Below are 21,670 nucleotides of genomic sequence, written 5' to 3'. Positions count from 1 at the left end.
ACGGAAGACTCGAACGTTGTGAGGAACCGGGGCCATTCCGTTTAAGAATCAGCAGGGCCGGCGAAATCAGCCCGGCGCGGCCACCTGACGAGATCAGCCGGCGAGATCAGCCCGGCACGGCCAACCAGGCAAGATCAGCCGCCGCGCCAGCCCTGACGCACCGGCCGGGGGCACGGCCGGAATTGCCGAACGAACCCGCCGAGGCCGGCCCAAGAACCAGGCCGGCAGGTTAGCTGCTGCGGTTCACTACCGCGTGGGCGAAGCTGGTCAGCGAGGCCTTGACGACGCCTTCGGGCAGCGGGGCAAGCGCGGCGATGGCCTCATCGGCCCAGGCGCGCGCCACCACCCAGGACTCTGCCGTGACGGGGTGCTCGCGGAGTCCGGCCACGGCCGCGGCCAGGGCCTCGTCCGAGCTGAGGTCACCGTCGATCAGGGTGAGCAGTTCGACGGCGGACTGGTCACCGTCGCGGGCGGCGTTGCGGAGCAGGAGCACGGGCAGGGTGGGGACGCCTTCGCGCAGGTCGGTTCCCGGGGACTTGCCGGACTTGACCTTGATCCCGGTGACGTCGATGACGTCGTCGGCGAGCTGGAAGGCCACGCCCACCTTTTCGCCGTACTCGACCAGCATGGGCTCGTAGGCCTCGTCGGCGCCGGAGAAGATCGCACCCAGCTGGCCGGAGGCCGCCACGAGCGAGCCGGTCTTGTCGGCGATGACGGACAGGTAGTGCGCCAGGGGGTCCTCGTCAGGGCGGGGTCCCACGGTCTCGTGCAGCTGTCCGAGGCAGAGCCGCTCGAAGGTCCGCGCCTGGATGCCCAGCGCACGGGAGCCGAGCTCGGAGACCAGAATGGACGCGCGCGCGAAGATGAGGTCACCGGTCAGGACGGCCACGGAGTTGCCCCAGACCTCGTGGGCCGTCGGCGCCCCGCGGCGGAACGGCGCGGAGTCCATGACGTCGTCGTGGTACAGGGTGGCGAGGTGCGTCAGTTCGACGACGACGGCGGCCTGCACAACGGCGGGCAGGGAGGCGTCGCCGAGGTGGGCACACAGCAGGGTCAGGAGCGGACGGATGCGCTTGCCGCCGGCTTCCACGAGGTGACGCGACGTTGCATCAGCCAGGGGATCGGAATTGGCGATGGCTTCGCGCAGCCTTTTCTCGACGCGGGCCAGGTTGGTGGTCAGCGCGGGGCCCAGCTCGGGGTCGCCGGCAATGGCCGCGAAGCCTGCCGGCAGTTGGAGGCCCGTGGCGATCGCCGTGGTGTTGAGGGAGGGTTCAGAGCTCGGCAGGCCGTGTCCGGCGTGCGTCCAGCTTTGGTCTGCAGAGTTGGTCACGGGTTAACCCTAACTTTTGTTGCGGAATCCGCGGAGTTGGCGCCGGTGTGCGGACCGCTGTCCGTGGTGGGCGTGGCCTGATTGGACTTTGCCTGCTTCGAGGGTGCCTGATTCGAAGTTGCAGGAACCAGGGATTCCAGGACGCGGATGACCCGGTCCTCGAAGCCCTTGGCGGCGGGATCTGTGAGGTTGGCCAGCATCCGCACCACGAAACGCATGAGCACCGGGATGGGCATGCCCGTCCGCAGGGCCAGTTTCATGACGGCCGGCTTGCCGATCAGGGCGGCGAACGCCCGGCCCAGCGTGAAGTGCGAGCCCCACTGTTCCCGGACATGATCGGCGTACCGGGAAAGGTGCGCGTCGGCGGCTCTGGTGGCCTCCGCTCCGGAGCCCCAGCCTGCCGACGCGGACCGGGCGGCGCCGTCGATGATGAATTCGGCCGCAAAGCGGGCGGACTCCATGGCATAGGAGATGCCCTCGCCGTTGAACGGGGACACCATGCCGCCGGCGTCGCCGAGCAGCAGCAGGCCAGGAGAGTAGTGCGGCGTGCGGTTGAAGCCCATGGGCAGCGCGGCGCCGCGGATCTCGCCCACCTGGTTCTCGGGAGCGAAGCCCCAGTCGGCGGGCATGCCGGCGGTCCATTCGCGCAGCACTTGCTTGTAGTCCAGCTTGCCGAAGTCCTTCGAGGAGTTCAGGATGCCCAGGCCCACGTTGGAGGTGCCGTCGCCGACGCCGAAAACCCAGCCGTAGCCGGGCAGCAGTTTGCCGTCGCGGCCGGGAAGCTCCAGCCAGCCTTCCATCCAGTCGTCCTCGTGCCGGGGACTGGTGAAATAGGTACGCACGGCAACGCCGAGCGGCCGGTCATCGCGCTTGCTGATGCCCAGCGAGACGGCGGTACGCGTGGAGTTGCCGTCCGCCGCGAGGACGACGTCGGCGCTGAAGTCGCGCGTTTCGCCGGTCTTGCGCCCGGACTCGTCCAGCAGCGCGGCGCGGACGCCGGTCACCCGGCCGTCCTCGGAGCGCAGCGCCTCGGTGACGCTGTGGCGTTCCAGCACGACGGCGCCCGCGGACCGGGCATGCCGGGCCAGTTCTTCGTCGAAGCCGAGCCGGGTCCGGATCAGCCCGTACTGCGGGAAGTCGGAGACCTCGGGCCAGGGCAGTTCGATGGTGCGGCCGCCGGCGATCAGGCGCAGGCCCTTGTTGCGGCGCCAGCCCTCGGTTTCCGGATGCGGGAGTCCCAGCTTCTGGATCTCGCGGACCGCGCGCGGAGTCAGGCCGTCGCCGCAGACCTTCTCGCGGGGAAAGCTGGTTTTCTCCAGCACCGTGACGTCAATGCCGGCTTTGGCAAGGTAGTAGGCGGCAGTGGAACCGGCCGGCCCCGCTCCGACGATCAGTACTTTCACGACGCGTATCGGCTAACGCCCGGGCCGGGTGATGTTGCGGCGCAGCTTGGCCACGGGTCCGGTGTGGGCGGCCAGCGCTGCCGCCCCGTTGGCGGGATCACCTGTGGGGCCGGCCAGCGGTTTCTGGGCCCGGTGCACGGCGACGATTCCGCCGCTGAGGTTGCGGTAGGTGACGGATTCCCAGCCGGCTTCCTGCAGCCAGGCCGCCAGGTGGTCCTGGTCCGGCCAGGCACGGATGGACTCGGCCAGGTAGACGTAGGCGTCCGGGTTGGAGGAGACCTTGACGGCGATGGCCGGCAGGGCCCGCATGAGGTATTCGGTGTACATGGTGCGCCAGAGCGGCACCACGGGCTGGGAGAACTCGGCAATGACCAGCCGGCCGCCGGGCTTGGTGACGCGCAGCATCTCGGCCAGGGCCTTCTTGGGCTCGTTGACGTTGCGCAGGCCGAAGGAGATCGTGCTGGCATCAAAGGTGTTGTCCGCGAACGGCAGGCGCGTGGCGTCCCCGGCGATGAAGTCGATGTCCGGGCGGCGGCGCTTGCCGACCTTGAGCATGCCCAGGGAGAAGTCGCAGGCGATCACGTCGATGCCGGCGTCGGCATACGGCTCGCTGGAGGTGCCCGTGCCGGCAGCCAGGTCCAGCACTCGCTGGCCGGCCGAAACGCCCACGGCGTCGACCACCACTTTGCGCCAACGCCGCGTCTGCCCCATCGACAGGACATCGTTGACGACGTCGTATTTGGGTGCGACGTCGTCAAACATCGTGGCTACTTCGTCCGGACGCTTATCCAAGGATGCTCGGTTCACCATGCCATTGTCTCAAATGATCGGCTCGCCCACGAACGGGCCGCCAATCAACGCCGCTTTCACCTGCGGCAACGGACGGGCCCGCCGCGCGCAGCCCCTGCCGGCCGGTGATTATCCACGGCGGGGCGATCACGGGCTAGTGTTATGCCATCATGACGAGCACGTTCCGCACCTTGACAGTCCCCCTCGATGCCGAAACTTTCCCCGGGGGCCTGCCGTCGTTTCTGGTCCGGGACGATGTCCACTGCTGGACCCGCCGCGAGGCCGGACTCGTGGGCTTCGGCGAGATCGCCCGGTTCACCGCCACCGGCGCCGAGCGCTTCCTTGAGGCCGACATCTGGTGGCGTCACCTGGTTCTCGAGGCGGACATCGAGGACGCCGTGGACTGTCCCGGCACGGGTCCGGTCGCTTTTGGCTCGTTCGCCTTCTCCAAAGCCTCCGCCCACGAGTCACGCCTGCTGGTCCCCGAGATCGTTGTGGGGCTCCGTGACGGCCAGGCTTGGCTCACCCAATTGACCTTCGACGACGGCGAACTCACCGAGGCCGGCGCGCGCGCCGCCCTGAACCGGTGGCTGGGCAGCGCCGGCGCCACTGCCGGCGCCGGCGCAGGCAGCACCGTGGTGGACGACCCGCCGCCGGTGCCCGCTCAGGCGGGTGGCGCCGTCGTACGCCCATTGACGTTGGCTGCAGGGGCAACCCTGCACACTGGTTCCCTGACTGAGGAAGCCTGGATGGCCGCCGTCGCCGCGGGCGTGGCGGAGATCCGGACCGGCGCCCTGGAGAAACTGGTGCTGGCGCGGGACATCGTGGCCACCGTCCCCACCGGCGTCAATGCCGCCCAGGTGCTGCGTGAACTGTCCGCCCGCTACCGTGAGTGCTGGACCTACGGCGTGGACGGACTCGTGGGGGCCACGCCGGAAATGCTGATCCAGGTGGAGGGCCGCACTGCCCAGGCCCGCGTCCTGGCCGGCACCCTGGACCGCCGGGACGCCGACGGCATGGACGGCTCCCCGCTGGAATTCGCCGAGCGCGTGCTGGCCGGCTCCGAGAAGCAGCGGCACGAGCACGACATCGCCATCCAGTCACTGACCACGCAACTGGCCCCGTTTTCCGAGGCCATGAACGCGCACAGCGAACCGTTCATCCTGGAACTGCCCAACGTGTGGCACCTGGCCTCGGATGTGAAGGCCGAACTGGCCGAGGTGGAAGGCCACGTCCCCACCTGCCTGGCCCTGATCAACGCCCTGCACCCGACCGCCGCGGTCTGTGGCACCCCCACCACCGTGGCGGGTGCCCTGATCCGCAAGCTTGAGCACCTGGACCGCGGCCCGTATGCCGGCCCGGTCGGCTGGCTGGACGCGGCAGGCAACGGCGAGTGGGGCATCGCGCTGCGCGGCGCCGTCATCGAATCCCCGCAGACGGTCCGGCTGTACGCGGGCTGCGGCGTGGTGGATGGCTCGGTGCCCGAGACCGAGCTCGCCGAGACGTGGGCGAAGTTCCGCCCCATGCTGGAGTCGCTGGGAATCAGCAGCTAGCTCGCGGGACTCGCGGGGTCTGCGGGGCCTGGGAGGCCCGGGAGGCCTGCGGGGCCAGCGGGGGCCGTGACGCCCAAACGGCAGGGCCCGCAGAGGCCGCCGAACCGGCAGGAATCCGGGATTACAGACACATCGGGTATTGGAGATATTGCATTCGGGTCTGGTTTAGTTATCCAATAGTGAAACTTAGTTTTCTGTGACGTACATCTCTTTGTCGGCGATACACTTTTTATATCGACTTGAATACGCATCCCTCCTGCAACAAAAAGGTAAGAAAATGCAGATCTCCCGTTCGCTCCTGAGCAACCCCGCACTCAAGGCCGCCACGGTCCTCGCCGTGAGCGCATTGGCCCTCACGGCCTGCACGAACGCCTCCGAGACCGGGACCGGCGGCGCGGCCACCGCTTCCGGCAGTGCCGCGGCCAGTTTTGACCCCAGCACGGTCCAGAAGGACGACGCGCTGGCCGCCATGCTGCCTGAAGCGGTCAAGTCCAAAGGCACCCTGACGGTGGGCTCGGATACCTCCTATGCCCCTGCGGAATTCCTCGGCACCGACGGCCAGACCGCCGTGGGTTACGACGTCGACATCGCCAAGGCGATCGGCGCCGCGCTGGGCCTGAAGGTCCAGGTCCAGACGGCCGAATTCACGGGCATCCTTCCGGCCCTGGGCCCGAAGTACGATCTCGGAATCTCTTCCTTCACGATCAACCCGGAGCGGCTCGCCGCGGTGAACATGGTCAGCTACTACCAGGCCGGCACCGGCTGGGCCGTGCAGAAGGGCAACCCGAAGAAGGTCTCGCTGGATGACCTCTGCGGCAAGTCCATCGGCGTGCAGACCGGCACCATCCAGGAGGACCCGGACCTCTCCGGCCGCAACAAGAAGTGCCTGGCCGAGGGCAAGCAGCCCATCAACATCGTGACGCTCAAGACCCAGACGGATATCACCACCCGCCTGGTCAACGGCAGCATCGATGCGATGGCCGCCGACTCGCCCATCATCGGCTACGCGCTGACCCAGACCAACGGCCAGCTCGAAAAGCTCGGCGAGGTCTACGACGCCGCACCCCAGGGCATCGCCGTCGCCAAGTCCGACACGGCCCTGGCCGACGTCATCCAGAAGACCGTCACCAAACTGATGCAGGACGGCTCCTACAAGAAGATCCTTGAGGGCTGGGGCGCCGCTGACGGTGCCATCACCACGTCCCAGGTCAACCCGGCGGCGACATCTTGAGCCTCTCCTCAACCCCACCAACAGCAGGGGAACAGATGGACAGCCATCAGGACGCTGAAGCAGCACCGGTACTGAACAACGCAGTACCGGTGCGGCACCCCGGCCGCTGGATCAGCGCCATCATCATCGTCGGGTTCCTTGTCGCCTTCCTGCAGAGCCTGTTCACGAACCCCAACTTCCGCTGGGACGTCGTGGGCACCTACATCCTGGACACCAAGGTGGTCCAGGGCGTGATGTGGACACTGTTCCTGACGTTTGCCTCCATGGTCCTGGCGATCGTCCTGGCCATCCTCCTGGCCTTCATGCGGCAGTCCGAGAACTTTGTGTTCCGCTGGTCCAGCTGGACCTGGGTCTGGTTCTTCCGCGGCACCCCGGTGTACACCCAGTTGCTCTTCTGGGGACTGGCAACTGTTCTCTATCCGACGATCGTTCTCGGAATCCCGTTTGGTCCTGCAACCGTCACCTGGGTGACCTCGGATCCCACGCACGGCCTGATCCCGGCCATCCTTGGCCTGGGCCTGAATGAGTCCGCGTATCTCGCGGAGATCTTCCGGGCCGGCCTGAAGTCCGTAGACACGGGCCAGAGTGAGGCTGCCGAGGCACTCGGCATGACAAAGGGCAAGATCATGCGGCGGATCATCCTGCCGCAGGCCATGCGCGTCATCGTTCCGCCTACCGGCAACGAGACCATCGGCATGCTGAAGACCACTTCCCTGGTTCTGGCTGTACCGTTCACGCTGGACCTGACCTTCGCGACCAATGCCCTGGCCAACCGCATTTACCTTCCGATTCCGCTCCTGATTGTTGCTGCTTTCTGGTACCTGCTGGTGACCAGCCTGCTGATGGTGGGCCAGCACTTCATTGAGGCGCACTACGGCAAGGGCGTGGACAACCGGGTTCCGGCGGCAATCAACCCCGCGGCAGCCAAGGCCTCCGCGGCGGTGGCTACCAGCGCCGAGGCCGAGCCGGACCTGAAAATGGACTTCCCCGAGGAGGAGGCGAAATGACGATCACCACTGAGAAACCACTGGTCCAGATCGAGGGCCTTCACAAGTACTACGGCCACCACCACGTGCTGCGCGGCATCGACCTGACCGTCAACCAGGGCGAGGTGTCGGTGGTGATCGGCCCGTCCGGTTCCGGCAAGTCCACCATGCTCCGCTGCGTGAACCTGCTCGAGACCATCAGCGCTGGACGCATTTCCGTGGGCGGCGAGCTGATCGGCTACCGCGAGGTCAAGGGCAGGCTCCATGACCTGAAGACCAAGGAAATCGCAGCCCAGCGGCGCGAGATCGGCATGGTGTTCCAGCGCTTCAACCTGTTCCCGCACAAAACGGCCATGCAGAACATCATGGAAGCCCCGATCCAGGTCAAGGGCCAGTCGAAGGCCGTGGCCCGGAAGCGGGCACTGGAGCTGCTGGACCGCGTGGGGCTCGGCGACCGCGCCGGCCACTACCCGAACCAGCTCTCCGGCGGCCAGCAGCAGCGCGTCGCTATTGCCCGGGCCCTGGCCATGGACCCCGAACTCATGCTGTTCGACGAGCCCACGTCCGCGCTCGACCCGGAACTCGTGGGCGATGTCCTGAACGTGATGAAGGACCTCGCCAAGTCCGGCATGACCATGATCGTGGTGACCCACGAGATCGGCTTCGCCCGCGAGGTCGGCGACCGCCTGACGTTCATGGACGGCGGCGTGGTTGTGGAATCCGGCGACCCGCGCGAAGTCCTGGCCAACCCGCAGCATCCCCGCACCAAGGAGTTCCTGAGCCGGGTGCTGTAATTCCGGTATGCCGCACCGACTAAGGACAGCCGCTACGTGGATCCACGTAGCGGCTGTCCTTTTTTGTAGCGGAAACCTGGGCTACGTCCGCGGGAGGCCTTCCACGGCCGTGGCCACGGCGGCCCGGATGGCGCGGTGCAGTTCCCCGAGCCGGTGCCGGTCCGTGCGCACTTCGATGATGCTGCGGCCCTCCAAAGGCTGGGACAGCGCTTTGGCGAGTTCCGCCGTCGTGCCCACCGCCTGATGCCCGACGCCGTATGCCGCGGCCAGGGCTGCGACGTCCACCCGCTGCGGGGTGGCGAAGAGGCGTTCGACGGCGTCGCCGTAGCGCCCCGCCGCGGCCACTGCGCCGTGCTCCAGGAGCCCGAAGATGGCACCGCCGGCGTCGTTGAGCACCACGATCCGCAGCTGGGGTTCGGCCTCCCCGGCGCCGAGCAGGAGTCCACCGGCGTCGTGCAGGAACGTCACGTCCCCCATGAAAACGGTGGTTTCCTGGCGCCCGCCCAGCGCGATCCCCGTGGCGGTGGACGTGGTGCCGTCGATCCCGGCCAGGCCCCGGTTGGCGAACATGGTGGCCTGCGGTTCCGCGGGCGGTGCCCCGGCCAGGTCCACGTCGCGGATCCCGTTCGAGGAGCCCAGCATCAGCTGTCCGCGGGCGTGCTTCCAGATCTCGGCGCCCGCGGACGGTCCGGTCGCGGCAGGGGACGCGGCAAGGATGAGGTCCACGGCGTGCTGCGCGGCGGCTCCTGCCAGCAGCCAGGCATCGAGCCACGAGGCGGCTCCGCGGCCGGCGAACTCGGCCAGGTCCGCCAGGGATTCCAGCGGCAGTTCGGTGCGGCGGCCGGGTTCGTACCAGGCCACCGGGACGGGCTGGTACAGGGCCGAGGGGACATCCGCCCGCTCCAGCAAAGCGCTGATCGGCCGGGAGAGCGTCGGCCGGCCGAAGAGGACCACGCGCTCGATCGGCTGTGCCGAATCCGTGCCGAAGTGGTCGATCAGCAGCCGGTAGGGGCCCACGGCGTTGGGTCCGAATCGGGCGTTGGAGGACGGTTCGGCAAGCAGCGGCAGGCCGTGCGCGCGGGCGAACGCCTCGGCGACCGGGCCGGCGTCGTGCCCGGCCAGCACCACGGTGCGCCGCTCCGGCAGGGCCGCCGACGCGGCCGGAAAGTCCAGCGCCAGGGGGTTCCGGGCGGCCCGGTATACGCTCCGGCCCGCCGCGGCGGGAAGCCCGTCGCCCACGGCCGGGACCAGCGGATCACGGAAGGCCAGGTTGAGCTGGACAGGACCGGGAGGGGCGTCCTCGAAGGCCCCGGTGGCGGCGCTGAGGGCCGTATCCACGGCGCGCCGCGGATCGCTGCCCGCGGGCACGTCGGCGGCGAACCGCACGTGCTCGCCGAACAGGTCCAGCTGCACGGTGGTCTGGTTGGCGCCGGTCCCCCGCAGTTCCTCGGGCCGGTCGGCGGAGATGACCACGAGCGGCACGGCGGCGTGGTTGGCTTCCATGACGGCCGGCAGGAGGTTGCCGACGGCGGTCCCGGAGGTGGTGAGGACGGCGGCGGGGGCGCCGGTGGACAAGGCCACGCCCAGCGCCGTGAAACCGGCCGAACGTTCGTCGATCCTGACCAGCAGCTCAACCCGTCCGGCGGCCTCTGCCTCGGCCAGGGCGTAGGCCATGGGTGCCGAACGCGAGCCCGGGGACACCACCACCTGGCGCACACCGGCTTCGAGCAGGGTGTCGACGGCGATCCGTGCGGCCTCCACCGCGGCAAGGCCTGGCGTGGACGAGGCCGGCGCGGAATCCGCCGGACTCACATGTTCTCCGGCGTTTCGATGCCCAGCAGCTCCAGGCCGCCGGACAGGCGGCGCAGCGCCAGCGCACACAGGGCCAGCCGCGAGTCCCGCACGGATTCCTCGGCCTTGAGCACCGGGCACTGGTCGTAGAAGGCCGTGAACAGCTGCGCCAGCTCAAACAGGTAGCCGCAGAGCCGGTGCGGCTCGAGCGCCTCCCGGACCTTGTTCAGCGTCGCGTCGAACTCCAGCAGATGCAGGGCCAGGGCACGTTCTGCGGGTTCGACGACGGCGATCGCCGTCGCGGGCCCGTTTTCGCCGGTGGCGCCGGCCGCCGCAGCTGCGGATGCCGGCGTGCCGCCGTCGAGACCGCTGGTGATCTGCTCCAGCACCCCGGCTTTGCGAAGGATGGAGCGGATCCTCGCCGCGGCGTACTGCACGTAGGGTCCGGTGTTGCCGCTGAGGGCGAGCATGCGGTCGAAGTCGAAGACGTACTCGGTGTCGTGGCCGGTGGAGAGGTCGGCGTACTTGACGGCGCCGATGCCCACCTGGCGGGCGGTCACGGCGCGTTCCTCCTCGCTGAGCTCGGGCCGGCTCGCGTCGATGACGGCCCGGGCCCGGTCCACGGCCTCCTCGAGCAGGGCCATGAGCTTCACCGGGGCACCCGACCGGGACTTGAGGATCTTCCCGTCCTCGCCGAGCACGTTGCCGATCTGCACATGCACGGCCTCGACCGTGTCCGGCAGCCAGCCGGCGTCCCGGGCGCTGGCCATGACCATGCGCAGGTGGACGTTCTGCGGGGCGCCCACGACATAGAGGATCCGGTTGGCGGCCAGATCGCGGACGCGGTAGCGGATGGTGGCGAGGTCGGTGGTGCCGTAGCCGTAGCCGCCGTCGGATTTGCGGATGATCAGCGGCAGCGGCTGCCCGTCGCGGCCGCTGAAGCCCTCGGGGAAGGTGCAAAGGGCGCCGTCGCTGATCCGGGCGAGCCCGCGGTCCTCGAGCTCCTGGCACAGCTGTGCCAGATGCGCGTCGTAGGAGCTTTCGCCCGCGATGTGGTCGTCGGTGAGGCTGATGCCCAGCGTGGAGTAGATGGCGTTGAAGTAGCGCTTGGACTGGGCGACGAGCCGCTGCCAGACGGCGAAGGTCTCGGCGTCGCCGCCCTGCAGGGCAACCACGCGGAGCCGGGCCCGGGTGGCGAAGCCTTCCGCGTCCGTGGCCGAGGCATCGAACTTGGCCCGCGCGGCCTGGTAGAACGCGCTGGGGTCCTCCACCAGCAGCGCCGCCTCCGGGGAGTCCTCGCCGATCTCGAGCCAGTGCTCGATCAGCATGCCGAACGGTGTGCCCCAGTCCCCGATGTGGTTCTGCCGGATCACGGTGTCGCCGAGGGACTCGAGCACCTTGACGAGGCTGTCCCCCACCACTGTGGTGCGCAGGTGGCCGACGTGCATTTCCTTGGCCACGTTCGGGGAGGAATAGTCGACGACGACGCGCTGCGGTGTCGCGGCGGGCGTGACTGCCGTGGCCGGGGACGCGGCCCGGACCGACTCTGCGTTGAGCAGTTCCTCGATCCACGTGCCGTCAAAGCTCAGGTTGATGAAGCCGGGCCCGGAGATTTCCACGCTGGTGCAGATGCCGTCCAGGTTCAGGGCCTCCACGATCTTTGCGGCGGCGTCCCGCGGCGGCAGGCCGGCCTTCTTGGCCAGGGCCATGGCGGCGTTGATCTGGATGTCGGCGAACTGGGAGGGCCTGACCACCGGGTCCGCCTGCCGGAACTCTTCGCCGAACGCGGTGGCAATTGCAGCCTGGACTCTGGGGACAACCAATTCGGCCGGATTATTCACAGTCCCAAATTATCAGTTCGGGCCTCACCCCCTGCCCTCCCCAGCCCCTCCGCCCGCCCGCACAAGCAGCGCGGGGTCAGATCGCGCCCATCCAGAGCCCCCAAAGTCATGGGCGCGAAGTGACCCCGCGGTGCCGTGGTGCTGTGGCGGCTGGCTAGCCGTTGGTGCGGAACACCTGGACCACGGACGGACGCGGGGCGCGCACCTGGCCCGGCTTCGGCGTCGTGCCCGCGCCGACGTAGTCCGGGAAGTAGGAGTGCTGTTCGGCGAACGTGCCTTCCTCGCCCGGGTGCTGCACGGCGACGAACACGGTGCGTTCCTCGTCGTGGATGACCGGGCCGCAGGTCTCTGCGTCGCGCGGGACGGCGAGGAACTGTTCCACCCGGCCGCGTTCGGCACCGTCCAGGGTCACCTTGAAGAGGCCGTCGGCGTAGCCGATGCTGGAAGGCGCGCCGTCGGTGGAGATCCAGAGGTTGCCCACGGAGTCGAAGGCCACGTTGTCCGGGCAGGAGATGGGTGAGACCTGGCTGGCGGGGAACCCGGCGAAGTACGCGGCGGAGTTCTTGGTCGGATCGCCGCAGACCATCAGCAGGTTCCAGCCGAACGTGGTGGAGGTCTGGTCCCCGGTCTCTGTGATTTCGACGATGTGGCCGTCACGATTCAGGGTTCGGGGATTGACCTCGGTGGCCCCTTCCTTGCCCGGCTTGCCGCGGTCCGCGTTGTTGGTGCAGACCACGTAGACCTTGCCGGTGTGCAGGCTGGGCTGGACGTCCTCGCAGCGGTCCATCTTGGTGGGGCCCACCTTGTCCGCGGCGAGGCGGGTGTACACCAGCACTTCTTCCACGGACATCCCGGCCACCTTGGACTGTCCGCCCACCACGAGTGGCAGCCACTCGCCGGCGCCGTCGAAGGCTCCGTCGGCCGGAAGCTTCCCGGTGCCGTCGAACCCGGCCGCCGGGGAGTTGCCCGTGAACTTGGCGACGTACAGGTCACCCTCCGAGAGCAGCGTGAGGTTGTTCTTGCGGTCCGCCGCCGTTTTGCCGGGCCGGTACGTGCCGGCCGAGACGAACTTGTACAGGTAGTCGAAGCGCTCGTCGTCGCCCATGTAGGCCACCACGTGGCCGGACTTGGCGATGATCACGTTGGCGCCCTCATGCTTGAAGCGGCCCATTGCCGAGTGCTTGCGCGGTGTGGAGGAGGGGTCGAAGGGGTCCACTTCCACGATCCAGCCGAAGCGGTTGGCCTCGTTCCCGTATCCGGGGTTGCGGGTGTCGAAGCGCGGGTCATCAAGTTCCCACTGGCGGGCGGTGGGCTTGCTGGTCAGCCCGTAGCGCTTGTCCGACTCGGAGGTTCCGGGCGTGGCGAAATAGCCGTTGAAGTTTTCCTCGCCGGACAGGATGGTGCCCCACGGGGTGGTTCCGCCGGAGCAGTTGCCCAGCGTGCCCTTGATGGCCCGGCCGGAGGGGTCGGCGACTGTCTTCAGGAGCGCGGATCCGGCGGCGGGGCCGTCGAGCTCGTAGGTGGTGTCCGTCAGGAAGCGGCGGTTCAGTCCGGCGCCGCGGACGTAGCTCCAGGGCTTGTTGGTGTTCTTGCGCTCCAGCTCGACCACCGTCAGGCCATGGGCGGCCCGGCCGATCGCGCGGGTCTCGGCGGCGTCGAACCCGGCCGGCAGCATGATGTTCTCGTTCGTGTATTCGTGGTTCGTGAAGAGCACGGCCCGGCGGTCCTTGGAGCCATCTATCGGCAGGATGTCCGTGTAGTCGTTGTTGTAGCCGAACTGGCGGGCCTGCGCCGCGGCGCTCTGGTGGTCGATGTCGAAGGCCGGCGAGTCGTTGAAGAGCGGGTCGCCCCAGCGGATGACCGGCTGCCAGGTGAACCCGGCGGGGACGGTGAGCTGGTCGACGGCGGCGTCCACCGGAGCGATGGCGGTGAACTGCAGCTTGGACTTTCCAAACCCGTCCTTGGCGGCGGCCGCGAGGCCCGGCCCGCCATCGGCGACGGCGGGTCCGGCCGAGGTCACGGCGTTCCCGAACGCGACGGCGAGAGCGCCGGCGGCGCCGAAGCCCAGGGCGGCACGGCGGGACATCGTGGCGGAGGCGATGTCACGGAAGTAGCTGTTGCTACTGGTGTTGCAGACCTCGCCAGAGCAGGCGTTGTCGCATTTCAGCGCGCAGGTGACGGGGCTCCGCTTGCCTTTGGTGTGGCCGAGCATGGGGAGCAGGGAAAACGTGCGTCCGGAGGAGACAGACATGGAGAGACCTTCCATGGGGTGAGTTGCGGTCGCGCCCACCCTTCCAGCCGCGGACTACGCGGACCCGTCCCCCGGGTGAAGATCCGATGAACGGCTCAGCTCCAGCACGGCATGCACCCGCCGCAGCCGGTCCAGCCACCAGTCCCGGCGGTCCGGGGATGCTGCGTGTGCGGCCAGCAGTTCCGGCGCCGGGCGGACGTCGCGGAGGGCGATCACGCCGTCGTCGGGAACCAGGGAATCTTCCGTGACATCGGCGGCGAGAAGGGACACTGTGCCGAGGCCGCAGGCGTACGGCAGCTTGGGCAGGGCGGCGGCGAGGGCCAGCCCCGCGCGGATCCCCACCGAGGTGTCCAGCGCCGAACTCACGACGGCGGGCAGCCCGGCCCGCGCCACGATCTCCAGGGCACGCCGTACTCCCCCGAGCGGGGCGACCTTGACCACGATCAGGTCCGCGGCGCCGGCGCGCGCCACTTTGAGGGGGTCATCTTCTTTGCGCACGCTCTCGTCCGCGGCAATCAGTACGGGAACTCCGGCAGCTCGGAGCTGCCGCCGAACCTCGGCGAGGCCAGCGATCTCCGGCACGGGCTGTTCGGCATATTCGAGCCCGACGGCGGCGAGCCGTGTGAGTGCCGCGACGGCGCCCGGCACGTCCCAGCCGCCGTTCGCGTCCACCCGGATGGCGGCGTCCGGCAGCGCCTCCCTGACGGCGGCAACCCGGGCGGCGTCCTCGTCCAGGGTCTGGCCGCGTTCGGCAACCTTGATCTTGACCGCATCTACCCGGCCGAAACGGGCCAGGACTTCGGGCACCTGGTGCGACGGCACGGCAGGGACTGTGGCGTTGACGGGGATGCTGTCCCGCAGCGGCGCCGGGAACCCGGACCAGCCAGCTTCGACAGCGGCACCCAGCCAGCGGGAGGCCTCGGCGTCGCCGTACTCGGGGAAGGGGGCGAATTCTCCCCAGCCCAGCGGTCCGCGGAGCAGCAGGGCCTCGCGCTGCAGGATGCCGCGGAACTTCACGCGCATCGGCAGGCTCACAACATAGGCGCCGGCCAGGAGCTCATCCAGGCCGGGCAGGGGTGTGTCGAGGGGTGCCGGGGGGTGCGTGGGGAGGGCGGGCATGGTGCCACTGTACTGGGGTGTCGAATCGGGATGTTGCATGGGGAGGTTGCATGGGGAGCTGCATGGGAATGTTGCACAGGGAAGCTGCATGGGGATGTGGCACAGGGAGGCAGTGTCAGCTGGGGCGAAGGTCCTTGATTGGGCCGGCGTCGACTGGGGGTGAGTCCCTGTTCCAGGAAACTCGTCTCCGCCGGCCCCGCTCAAGGAGCGTAGTGCCGGGGACAAGCCACGCCGGCACACCCGACTCTACGAACTCCCTTCCGGAGCCGCACGAGTAGTGGGTACCTGCTTTTTCGGCGGCCGCTACTCCCCGCCGCGCCGGGCCCTGCACCGGCCCTTCAGCTGGCGCGCAGGGTTCTGTGGGACCCTTAATGGCATGACTTTTCGGCAGGAACGCACCCTATGGGACCCGTCTGCCCAGATTCAGAAAACCCCAACTCCGAAGACCCAGGTCCAGGAGATCCAAGTCCCGGAGATGCAGGTCCCGGAATCCCAAGTCCAGGATCCGCGGGCGGATCCGAAGGCGCGGCGGTCCCCCGGCAAGAGAACGGCCGCACTGTTCGTGCTGGCCACGCTTTTCTGCGTCGCCGCACTGGCCGCCACTTATGTGTTCTTCGTGCGGACCACCGCCGGGCAGTTCATTGACGAATCCGCCCTCGTGGAGGCGGTGGAGCTCAGCGGCACCGCGGGCAAGGCCGCAACCAAACTGCTGGACTGGCTGCCGGCGCTCTCCATGGTGATCGCCTCGATCGTGGTGGTCTTTGTCACCATCCTGCGGCGCCGCTGGTCTGCGGCCGCGATTGCGATTGCGGCCTGCGTGGGCGCCAATGTGGCCACGCAGATCCTGAAGGACCTGCTCCCGGTCCGGCCGTACCGGGGTGTGGAGACGCTGGAACTGAATTCGCTGCCTTCGGGCCACACCACCATGGCGGCCTCCGCCGCGGCTGCCGTGTTCCTGATGGTCTCGCCGCGCTGGCGGCCGCTGGCTGGGTTCCTGGGCGGCAGCTTCGCCGTCGCCACGGGGGTTTCGACCCTGATCAACCAGTGGCACCGGCCGGCCGACGTGGTGGCAGCCTTCCTGGTGGTGGGAGCCTTCATGATCCCGGCCGGCTGGCTGATCATCCGCCGGGGTCCCCGCTGGAACGTCTGGGAGGGCTACAACACGCACTGGGCCTCGGCCAGGCTGTGGGTGGCGCTTCCCGTGCTCACCGGCCTTGCAGCTGCCGCGGTGGCCGCCTATGCCCTGCTGAGCATCGGCCCGGGCGGGCAGATCAGCACCATCAGTTATTTCTGGGCCGGAACGTCGCTGATCATTATTGCCGGCTACCTCGCCACCGTCGCAGGCGTGTGGTTGTTCGGCCTGGCCGCCCGACCCGTCAAGAGTTCTGGGGTTCAGTAGTTCCGGCGGTGCTTCAGGCGCGGAATCGTCACGGCGAACACTGCCGCGGCGGCGAAGCCGATCACGCCGGTCGCGGCAACCCCGGCCCCCAGGGAGGCGACGGCGGTAACGGCGGACAGCAGCACGGGCCCGCCGGTTGACCCGGCGTCGGCCATGAAGCGCCAGATGCCCAGGAACTGGCCACGTCCGTTGTCCGGCGAGAAGTCGGCCCCGAGCGTCATGTTCAGGCCGGAACTGATCCCGTTGCCGAAGCCGATCAGGAGCGCCGCCAGCATGAGCGAGACGAAGCCCGTGCTGAGCGGGATCAGCACCATGGCCGTACCCATGATGATCGTGGACGGCACGGCCACCCACTGCCGGCCCTTGCGGTCCATCAGCTTGCCTGCCGGGTAGAACACCAGCATGTCGATCGCCCCGGAAATGCCGTAGATAAGGGAAGCCTGCGTGGGGTCCATGCCCAGGTGATCGGCCCACAGCGGGATGACGGCCTGGCGGGAGGCCCGCAGCGCGCTCAGCAGCAGGACCCCCGCGCCCACACTCAGGAAGACCCCCGCGTGGGACACCGCGATGCTGCGCAGGGTGGGCTGCTGCTGCGCCACGTCGCTTGACGGCAGCGGCTTCGCCTCAAGGTCGGGGATGGTGACCGATACCGCCGCGGCGGCGGCCATGGCCACGACGCCGGCCCAGTAGGCTCCGCTGATGCCGGCAAATTGCATCACGACGGCGCCGATGAACGGGCCGATGAAGATCCCGATCCTGTTGACGCCGCCGAGCGTGGACAGTGCACTGGCCCGGACCATGACCGGGACGGCCTCGGTCAGGTATTTCTGCCGGGCGAGGCTGAAAACGCTGGCGGCCATCCCCACCACCACCATCGCCGCAGCCAGCACCCAGAGGCCGCCGGAGAACAGCGGGGCGACGGCCGCGGCGGCGAGGGCTAACGCGCTGGCGGCAGCGGCCCCTACGATCGCCCAGCGTTCACCGAACTTCAGCGTGATCAGGGACGCCGGCAAGTTGAAGAACCAGGATCCGAGTCCGATCAGCGTGACAATCAACGCAGCGCCGGCCACGGAGGCCCCGAGGTCGCGGGCGGACAGGGCAACCACGGGGAGGATGGCACCTTCACCCAGGCTGAACATGAGGGCCGGCCCGAACGCGGGAACGGCGATGCTGCGGAGGCTGAAGGGGGCGAGGCGTGTGGTTGTCATCCCGTTCATCCTAGGCATCCTCCGCGGCCGAACTTTGCCTAGGCGTCGAAGTGGGTACGGACTTCTTCGCTGGTGAGGTTGCGCAGCACGTCAGCGGCCACATCACGGAGCTTCTGGTTCCGGTTGCTGGACACCCGGGTCAGGATGGCCATGGCCTCGTCCTGGGAGCAGCGGTTCTGCGCCATGATCACACCGCAGGCGAGGTCAATGGAGGTCCGGCGTTCCATGGCGGCCTGCATGTCCTCCGCCCGGGACTGGGCGGTTGCGATCCGCACGGCCAACCGCAGGGCACGACCGGCGAGATCGGCGAATCCGGCCGCCTCCGCAATGATGTCCTCGGTGAACAGTCCGGTGTCCGCGCCGAAGAAGTTCAGTGCCGCGGCGGCGTCCTCGCCGATTTCCAGTGGGACGCCGAGCGTGCTGCGACAGCCGTTGGCTGCGAGTTGGAGCTGGTAGTCGGGCCAGCGGGAGTCGGCGTCGACATCCGCGAGCAGGATGACGGTTTTGGTCCGCAGCGCCTCGATGCAGGGGCCAGCACCGAGGCTTTGTTCGATGCGGTCCAGCACCACGGCCCGGGGGCTGCTGCCCGCGACCGTCATGGTCCGTTTGCGGCGCTGCAGCGTGACGCCGCACTCAACCTCGGCGCCGGTGGTGTGGCTCAGTGTGGCGGCCGAGAATTCCGCGAGGCGGTTCAGGAAGTCCTCGACGTTGTCGGTCCCCAAAAGCAGGTCCTGCAGGTGGCGTGCGGCGTCATCCCCGATGAAGTTGTTGGCCATGCCTTAATCTACCGCGCCCTAATCTGGTGCGGCGGCCCGGCCGGACGGCTCAGCTGTACCCGTCGACGATTGCCGCGGCGATCTCTCGGTAGGCCCGCCGTGTATCGGGGCGCAGCACGTCCAGGGTGACGAGGTCGCCGTCGGCCACTCCGCGGTCGTGAGGAACGGCGATGAGCTGCCGGCAGATGCCGGACAGGTGTTCCTCGATGGCGTCCTTGTCCACCCGGGTGGACACCTCGTCCTTGTCAGTGATGACCACGACGGCGTTGCGGGCCAGGTCTTCGTAGCCGTGGCTGGCCAGCCAGTGCAGGGTGCTGCGGGCCCGCTTAGCGCCGCTGACGGCATAGCCGGCCGCGATAATCAGGTTGTCCGCCGACTGCAGGATCCCGCTCATGGCGTTGTGCGTCACGCCCGTGCCGCAATCGATCAGGGCCACAGAGTAGTAGCCGGCGATGAGCTTGCGGATCCGCAGGTAGGCCTCGGCCGTCAGCGAATCCGATACCTCGGGATCCTGTTCACCGGCAATGAGGTGGAGCCGGCCGGCATGGTGCATGTAGCGGGCCAGCGCCGTGAGGGAATCGACGGACTCGATGTTCTTGAGCAGGTCCGTGATGGTGCGCGGGCTTTGCTGCTGGTAGATCCCCTCGCCGAGGGCACGCTCCACAAGGTCCCCGGAATCGGGGTTGGCGTCGATCGCGCAGGGAGGATCGCCCCGGAACTCGGCCAGGGTCAGGCCGACGCCGACCGTGGTGGAGGTCTTGCCGATGCCGCCCTTCAGGCTCAGGACCGCCGTGTTGTAGCTGCCCTGGAGCTGGCGGGAGATGCGCCGTGCCAGCTCGTCTTCTTCACGCTGCCGGGCACTCGGGCCCAGGTTCAGTCCGCCGCCGGTCAGGTTGTAGAGGGCCCCGCGGAAACCGCCGACGGGCCGGGGTTTCTGCTCGCGGACAAAAAGACCCGGGGAACTGATGAAATCGGGCACCGGGGCGTCCGCCAGGGCGGCTGCCTTGCTGGCCGAGCGTGTGGAACGGGTGGGCTGGGCCGGCACGGCGGGAGCGGCCTGGGGGGCAGGCGGCTTCATGGCAGGGTCCTTGGACGGTTTTGCAGGCTGGGGCCGCGCGGGCGGCGCGTCGGCGGCGGCGGCAGCCTCCGCCCAGGAACTGCTGGGTGCTGTCGGGCGTTGTTCGGCCTGGTTGCTGGAAATAATGGGCATGGTTCCTGTCCAGGCGTCGGAGTCATCACCGCGGCGGCGGTCTCTCCGGCGCGGGAGTTGGCCCTGCTCTGCAGCTGTTTCAGCTTCAGCGAGGGCGTTGGCGGTCTTGTTCTCGACCGGTTCTGGCATGTTTGTTCCCCCCAGGGATCACAGCGCAGACCGCTGCAGTGCTCGATTGACATCGTTCAAGGCACAAGTCTAGGGGCAGGGACGGGCACACTGCCGCTCAGCCACCAAAATCCTGGGTTAGCGGTTGGCCTGCGTGTCCTGCAGGCGCTTGATGAACCAGCGCGACTGCTCTGGACCGTACGGCAAAATCGGGATGGCCTTCGTCGCGTCGTCCGGGGTTTCCCGGGTGGCCTGGATAGCCTGCCGGACCGCGGTGGTCATGGTGTTGGCCATGGTCTTGACGAACTGGTCCGAGCACGGTTCGCCGTGGCCGGGAATCAGGAATTCGTAGCGGTGCCGCAGCGCGGACAGGTGGCGGAGGGCGTCGGCCCAGTCTTCCGGGAATGAGTCCTCGAACGATGGGTGTGAACCCTGCTCCACGAGGTCACCGGCGTAGAGGGTGCTGGCCGAGCCGACCAGGAGGTCGCCGTCGGTGTGGCCGCGGCCCAGATAGAACAAGGTCACGCTCTGCCCGCCAAGGTCCACCAGTACCGGCTGATCTTTCACGATCGCATTCGGTACCACCACCTCAGCGTCGGTGCCCTGCCCTGCCGCCATTTCCGGCTCATCCGAGACCACGAGCCGGCGCTGCTCGTCGCCGTTCTCCTCGATTTCCGCTGCGCAGTTCTCGTGCGCCCAGAATTCGGTGACGCCGTCGTCGGCGAAGACGGCATTGCCGAAGAAGTGGTCGTAGTGGGCGTGCGTGTTGACCACCACCAGCGGCAGCCCGGTCTTTTCCCGCACGGCGGCCAGGATCTCACGGCCCTGCCGGGGGCCGCCGCCGGTGTCGATCACCATGGCGCGCTCGGTGCCGACCACCAGGCCTGTGTTGAGCAGGGAACCTTGAGTTGTCAGTACGTAGTTGTCCGGACCGACCTCGAGCCATCGTGACATTGAATCTCCGTATTTCCGACGCTTTCCGGCGTTGTAGTGCGGTGGAGTTGGTGCTTTGTACAGGCCTCGATTCTACCCATGCCTGCTGGCAATTCCCGGGGAGCGTGCCCGTGCGGTCCAGGCAGTTGATGTACCGGGATGCCCTCGTCTTGGCTCCCGCCGCGGTGTAGCCTGTGGGCAACTTCCATCGCTGAGCCAGTGGCTCCACCGAACGATTGGGGGTGGCTCCCGTTGAATTCCGGCACTTCCCTGGAGCGGATGGTGTTCTTCAGCGATGCCGTCTTCGCCATCGCCCTGACCCTTTTGGCCCTGGACCTGAAACTGCCCGAGGGCATCCCCGCAGATCAGGTGGACGAAGCCCTGGTCGCGGCCCTGCCGCAGTTGCTGGCTTACGCCTTGTCCTTCGTCATCATCGCCAAGACCTGGATGTCCCACCACTCGGACTTTGCCCTCATCCGCCGCTTCAACGCGAAATTGGCCTGGCTGAATCTGGCCCTGTTGTTCTTCATCGCCATGCTGCCCGGTCCGACCTCGATCCTCAGCGACTACGGCGACGACCCCACGCCGTGGCCAAGCATTTTGTACGCCGCGAACATTGGTGCGGTCTACCTGATGCTGGCCGCCATCTGGGGCTATGCGAAGCATGCCGGACTGATGGCCCGGGAGATGGCCACCCACGTCCACGGCCGTATCTTCAACGCGCGGCTGGCCGTGGCGCTGGTCTTCCTGCTCTCGATTCCGGCGGCATTCGCCCTCAACTCCTACACGCCGTTCTTCTGGCTGCTGCTCCTGCCGGCATCGTGGCTGGCGGGGCGGCTTTCGGCCTCCACGGCGCGGAAAGCAGAAAAGGAGACTGCGAAAAAAGCGGAGAAAAATACGGAGCGGAGGCCGGGGACCGCACAGAATTAGGGGACCGCACAGAACTAA

Annotated in this window: 17 protein-coding genes; 6 read left to right on the top strand and 11 right to left on the bottom strand. The window is 68.2% G+C overall.

Translation table 11 applies throughout. The features are described 5' to 3' along the window. Positions 1-229: 229 nt before the first annotated feature. Genes AC1DDO_RS08455 through AC1DDO_RS08445 form a run of 3 tightly spaced genes read right to left on the bottom strand, consistent with a single transcriptional unit; the run spans position 230 to position 3,540 of the window. On the bottom strand, positions 230-1,330 hold the full coding sequence (locus AC1DDO_RS08455; protein ID WP_476866768.1) for a polyprenyl synthetase family protein: 1,101 nt from the start codon (positions 1,328-1,330) through the stop codon (positions 230-232). Then, positions 1,327-2,733: a geranylgeranyl reductase family protein gene (locus tag AC1DDO_RS08450; RefSeq protein ID WP_476866769.1), complete on the bottom strand. Its 1,407-nt coding sequence runs from the start codon at positions 2,731-2,733 to the stop codon at positions 1,327-1,329. The genes AC1DDO_RS08455 and AC1DDO_RS08450 overlap by 4 nt, the downstream gene beginning before the upstream one ends. A gap of 12 nt (positions 2,734-2,745) precedes the next feature. Beyond that, positions 2,746-3,540: a demethylmenaquinone methyltransferase gene (locus AC1DDO_RS08445; RefSeq protein WP_476866822.1), complete on the bottom strand. Its 795-nt coding sequence runs from the start codon at positions 3,538-3,540 to the stop codon at positions 2,746-2,748. A gap of 152 nt (positions 3,541-3,692) precedes the next feature. On the opposite strand from AC1DDO_RS08445, the gene AC1DDO_RS08440 reads away from it, so the two are divergent. From AC1DDO_RS08440 to AC1DDO_RS08425, 4 genes are all read left to right on the top strand, one after another. Further along, positions 3,693-5,075, top strand: coding sequence for an isochorismate synthase (locus tag AC1DDO_RS08440; protein ID WP_476866770.1), 1,383 nt, complete (start codon positions 3,693-3,695; stop codon positions 5,073-5,075). A gap of 277 nt (positions 5,076-5,352) precedes the next feature. Next, positions 5,353-6,306 carry an ABC transporter substrate-binding protein gene (locus tag AC1DDO_RS08435; RefSeq protein ID WP_476866771.1) on the top strand — a complete coding sequence of 318 codons (954 nt, stop codon included), beginning with the start codon at positions 5,353-5,355 and terminating at the stop codon, positions 6,304-6,306. A 35-nt stretch (positions 6,307-6,341) separates the two neighbouring features. Continuing rightward, the gene (locus AC1DDO_RS08430) at positions 6,342-7,313 is read left to right on the top strand and encodes an amino acid ABC transporter permease (RefSeq protein ID WP_476866772.1); all 972 of its coding nucleotides are present in this window, start codon (positions 6,342-6,344) and stop codon (positions 7,311-7,313) included. Next, a complete protein-coding gene (locus AC1DDO_RS08425) occupies positions 7,310-8,086 on the top strand; it encodes an amino acid ABC transporter ATP-binding protein (protein WP_476866773.1) in 777 nt (258 codons plus the stop codon). The genes AC1DDO_RS08430 and AC1DDO_RS08425 overlap by 4 nt, the downstream gene beginning before the upstream one ends. An 81-nt stretch (positions 8,087-8,167) precedes the next feature. Here AC1DDO_RS08425 and menD read toward each other — a convergent pair whose 3' ends face one another. The 4 genes from menD to AC1DDO_RS08405 form a co-directional block, all read right to left on the bottom strand. Then, the gene (gene menD, locus AC1DDO_RS08420; RefSeq protein ID WP_476971747.1) at positions 8,168-9,898 is read right to left on the bottom strand and encodes a 2-succinyl-5-enolpyruvyl-6-hydroxy-3-cyclohexene-1-carboxylic-acid synthase; all 1,731 of its coding nucleotides are present in this window, start codon (positions 9,896-9,898) and stop codon (positions 8,168-8,170) included. Next, the gene (gene argS / locus AC1DDO_RS08415) at positions 9,895-11,718 is read right to left on the bottom strand and encodes an arginine--tRNA ligase (protein ID WP_476866775.1); all 1,824 of its coding nucleotides are present in this window, start codon (positions 11,716-11,718) and stop codon (positions 9,895-9,897) included. Before argS ends, menD begins: the two co-directional genes overlap by 4 nt. 154 nt (positions 11,719-11,872) lie before the next feature. Beyond that, positions 11,873-13,969 carry a PhoX family protein gene (locus AC1DDO_RS08410; RefSeq protein WP_476866776.1) on the bottom strand — a complete coding sequence of 699 codons (2,097 nt, stop codon included), beginning with the start codon at positions 13,967-13,969 and terminating at the stop codon, positions 11,873-11,875. A gap of 54 nt (positions 13,970-14,023) precedes the next feature. Then, the gene (locus AC1DDO_RS08405; protein ID WP_476971746.1) at positions 14,024-15,088 is read right to left on the bottom strand and encodes an o-succinylbenzoate synthase; all 1,065 of its coding nucleotides are present in this window, start codon (positions 15,086-15,088) and stop codon (positions 14,024-14,026) included. 376 nt (positions 15,089-15,464) lie between these two features. Here AC1DDO_RS08405 and AC1DDO_RS08400 point away from each other — a divergent pair, with 376 nt between their 5' ends. Beyond that, positions 15,465-16,487, top strand: coding sequence for a phosphatase PAP2 family protein (locus tag AC1DDO_RS08400; protein ID WP_476971745.1), 1,023 nt, complete (start codon positions 15,465-15,467; stop codon positions 16,485-16,487). Here AC1DDO_RS08400 and AC1DDO_RS08395 read toward each other — a convergent pair. From AC1DDO_RS08395 to AC1DDO_RS08380, 4 genes are all read right to left on the bottom strand, one after another. Further along, a complete protein-coding gene (locus AC1DDO_RS08395) occupies positions 16,481-17,695 on the bottom strand; it encodes an MFS transporter (protein ID WP_476971744.1) in 1,215 nt (404 codons plus the stop codon). The two genes, AC1DDO_RS08400 and AC1DDO_RS08395, sit on opposite strands and share 7 nt — an antisense overlap. 38 nt (positions 17,696-17,733) lie before the next feature. After that, positions 17,734-18,471: a GAF and ANTAR domain-containing protein gene (locus AC1DDO_RS08390; protein WP_476866780.1), complete on the bottom strand. Its 738-nt coding sequence runs from the start codon at positions 18,469-18,471 to the stop codon at positions 17,734-17,736. Positions 18,472-18,520: 49 nt separating this feature from the next. Further along, on the bottom strand, positions 18,521-19,810 hold the full coding sequence (locus AC1DDO_RS08385) for a MinD/ParA family ATP-binding protein (protein WP_476866781.1): 1,290 nt from the start codon (positions 19,808-19,810) through the stop codon (positions 18,521-18,523). A gap of 117 nt (positions 19,811-19,927) precedes the next feature. After that, positions 19,928-20,743, bottom strand: a complete 816-nt coding sequence (locus AC1DDO_RS08380; protein ID WP_476971743.1) for an MBL fold metallo-hydrolase — start codon at positions 20,741-20,743, stop codon at positions 19,928-19,930. 231 nt (positions 20,744-20,974) lie between these two features. On the opposite strand from AC1DDO_RS08380, the gene AC1DDO_RS08375 reads away from it, so the two are divergent. After that, on the top strand, positions 20,975-21,652 hold the full coding sequence (locus AC1DDO_RS08375; RefSeq protein ID WP_476866783.1) for a TMEM175 family protein: 678 nt from the start codon (positions 20,975-20,977) through the stop codon (positions 21,650-21,652). Positions 21,653-21,670 lie beyond the last annotated feature (18 nt).

It is taken from the genome of Arthrobacter sp. 10N43, assembly GCF_056394525.1.
The sequence above is the reverse complement of the archived record's forward strand: the minus strand, read 5'-3'. Positions and strand labels throughout refer to the sequence as shown.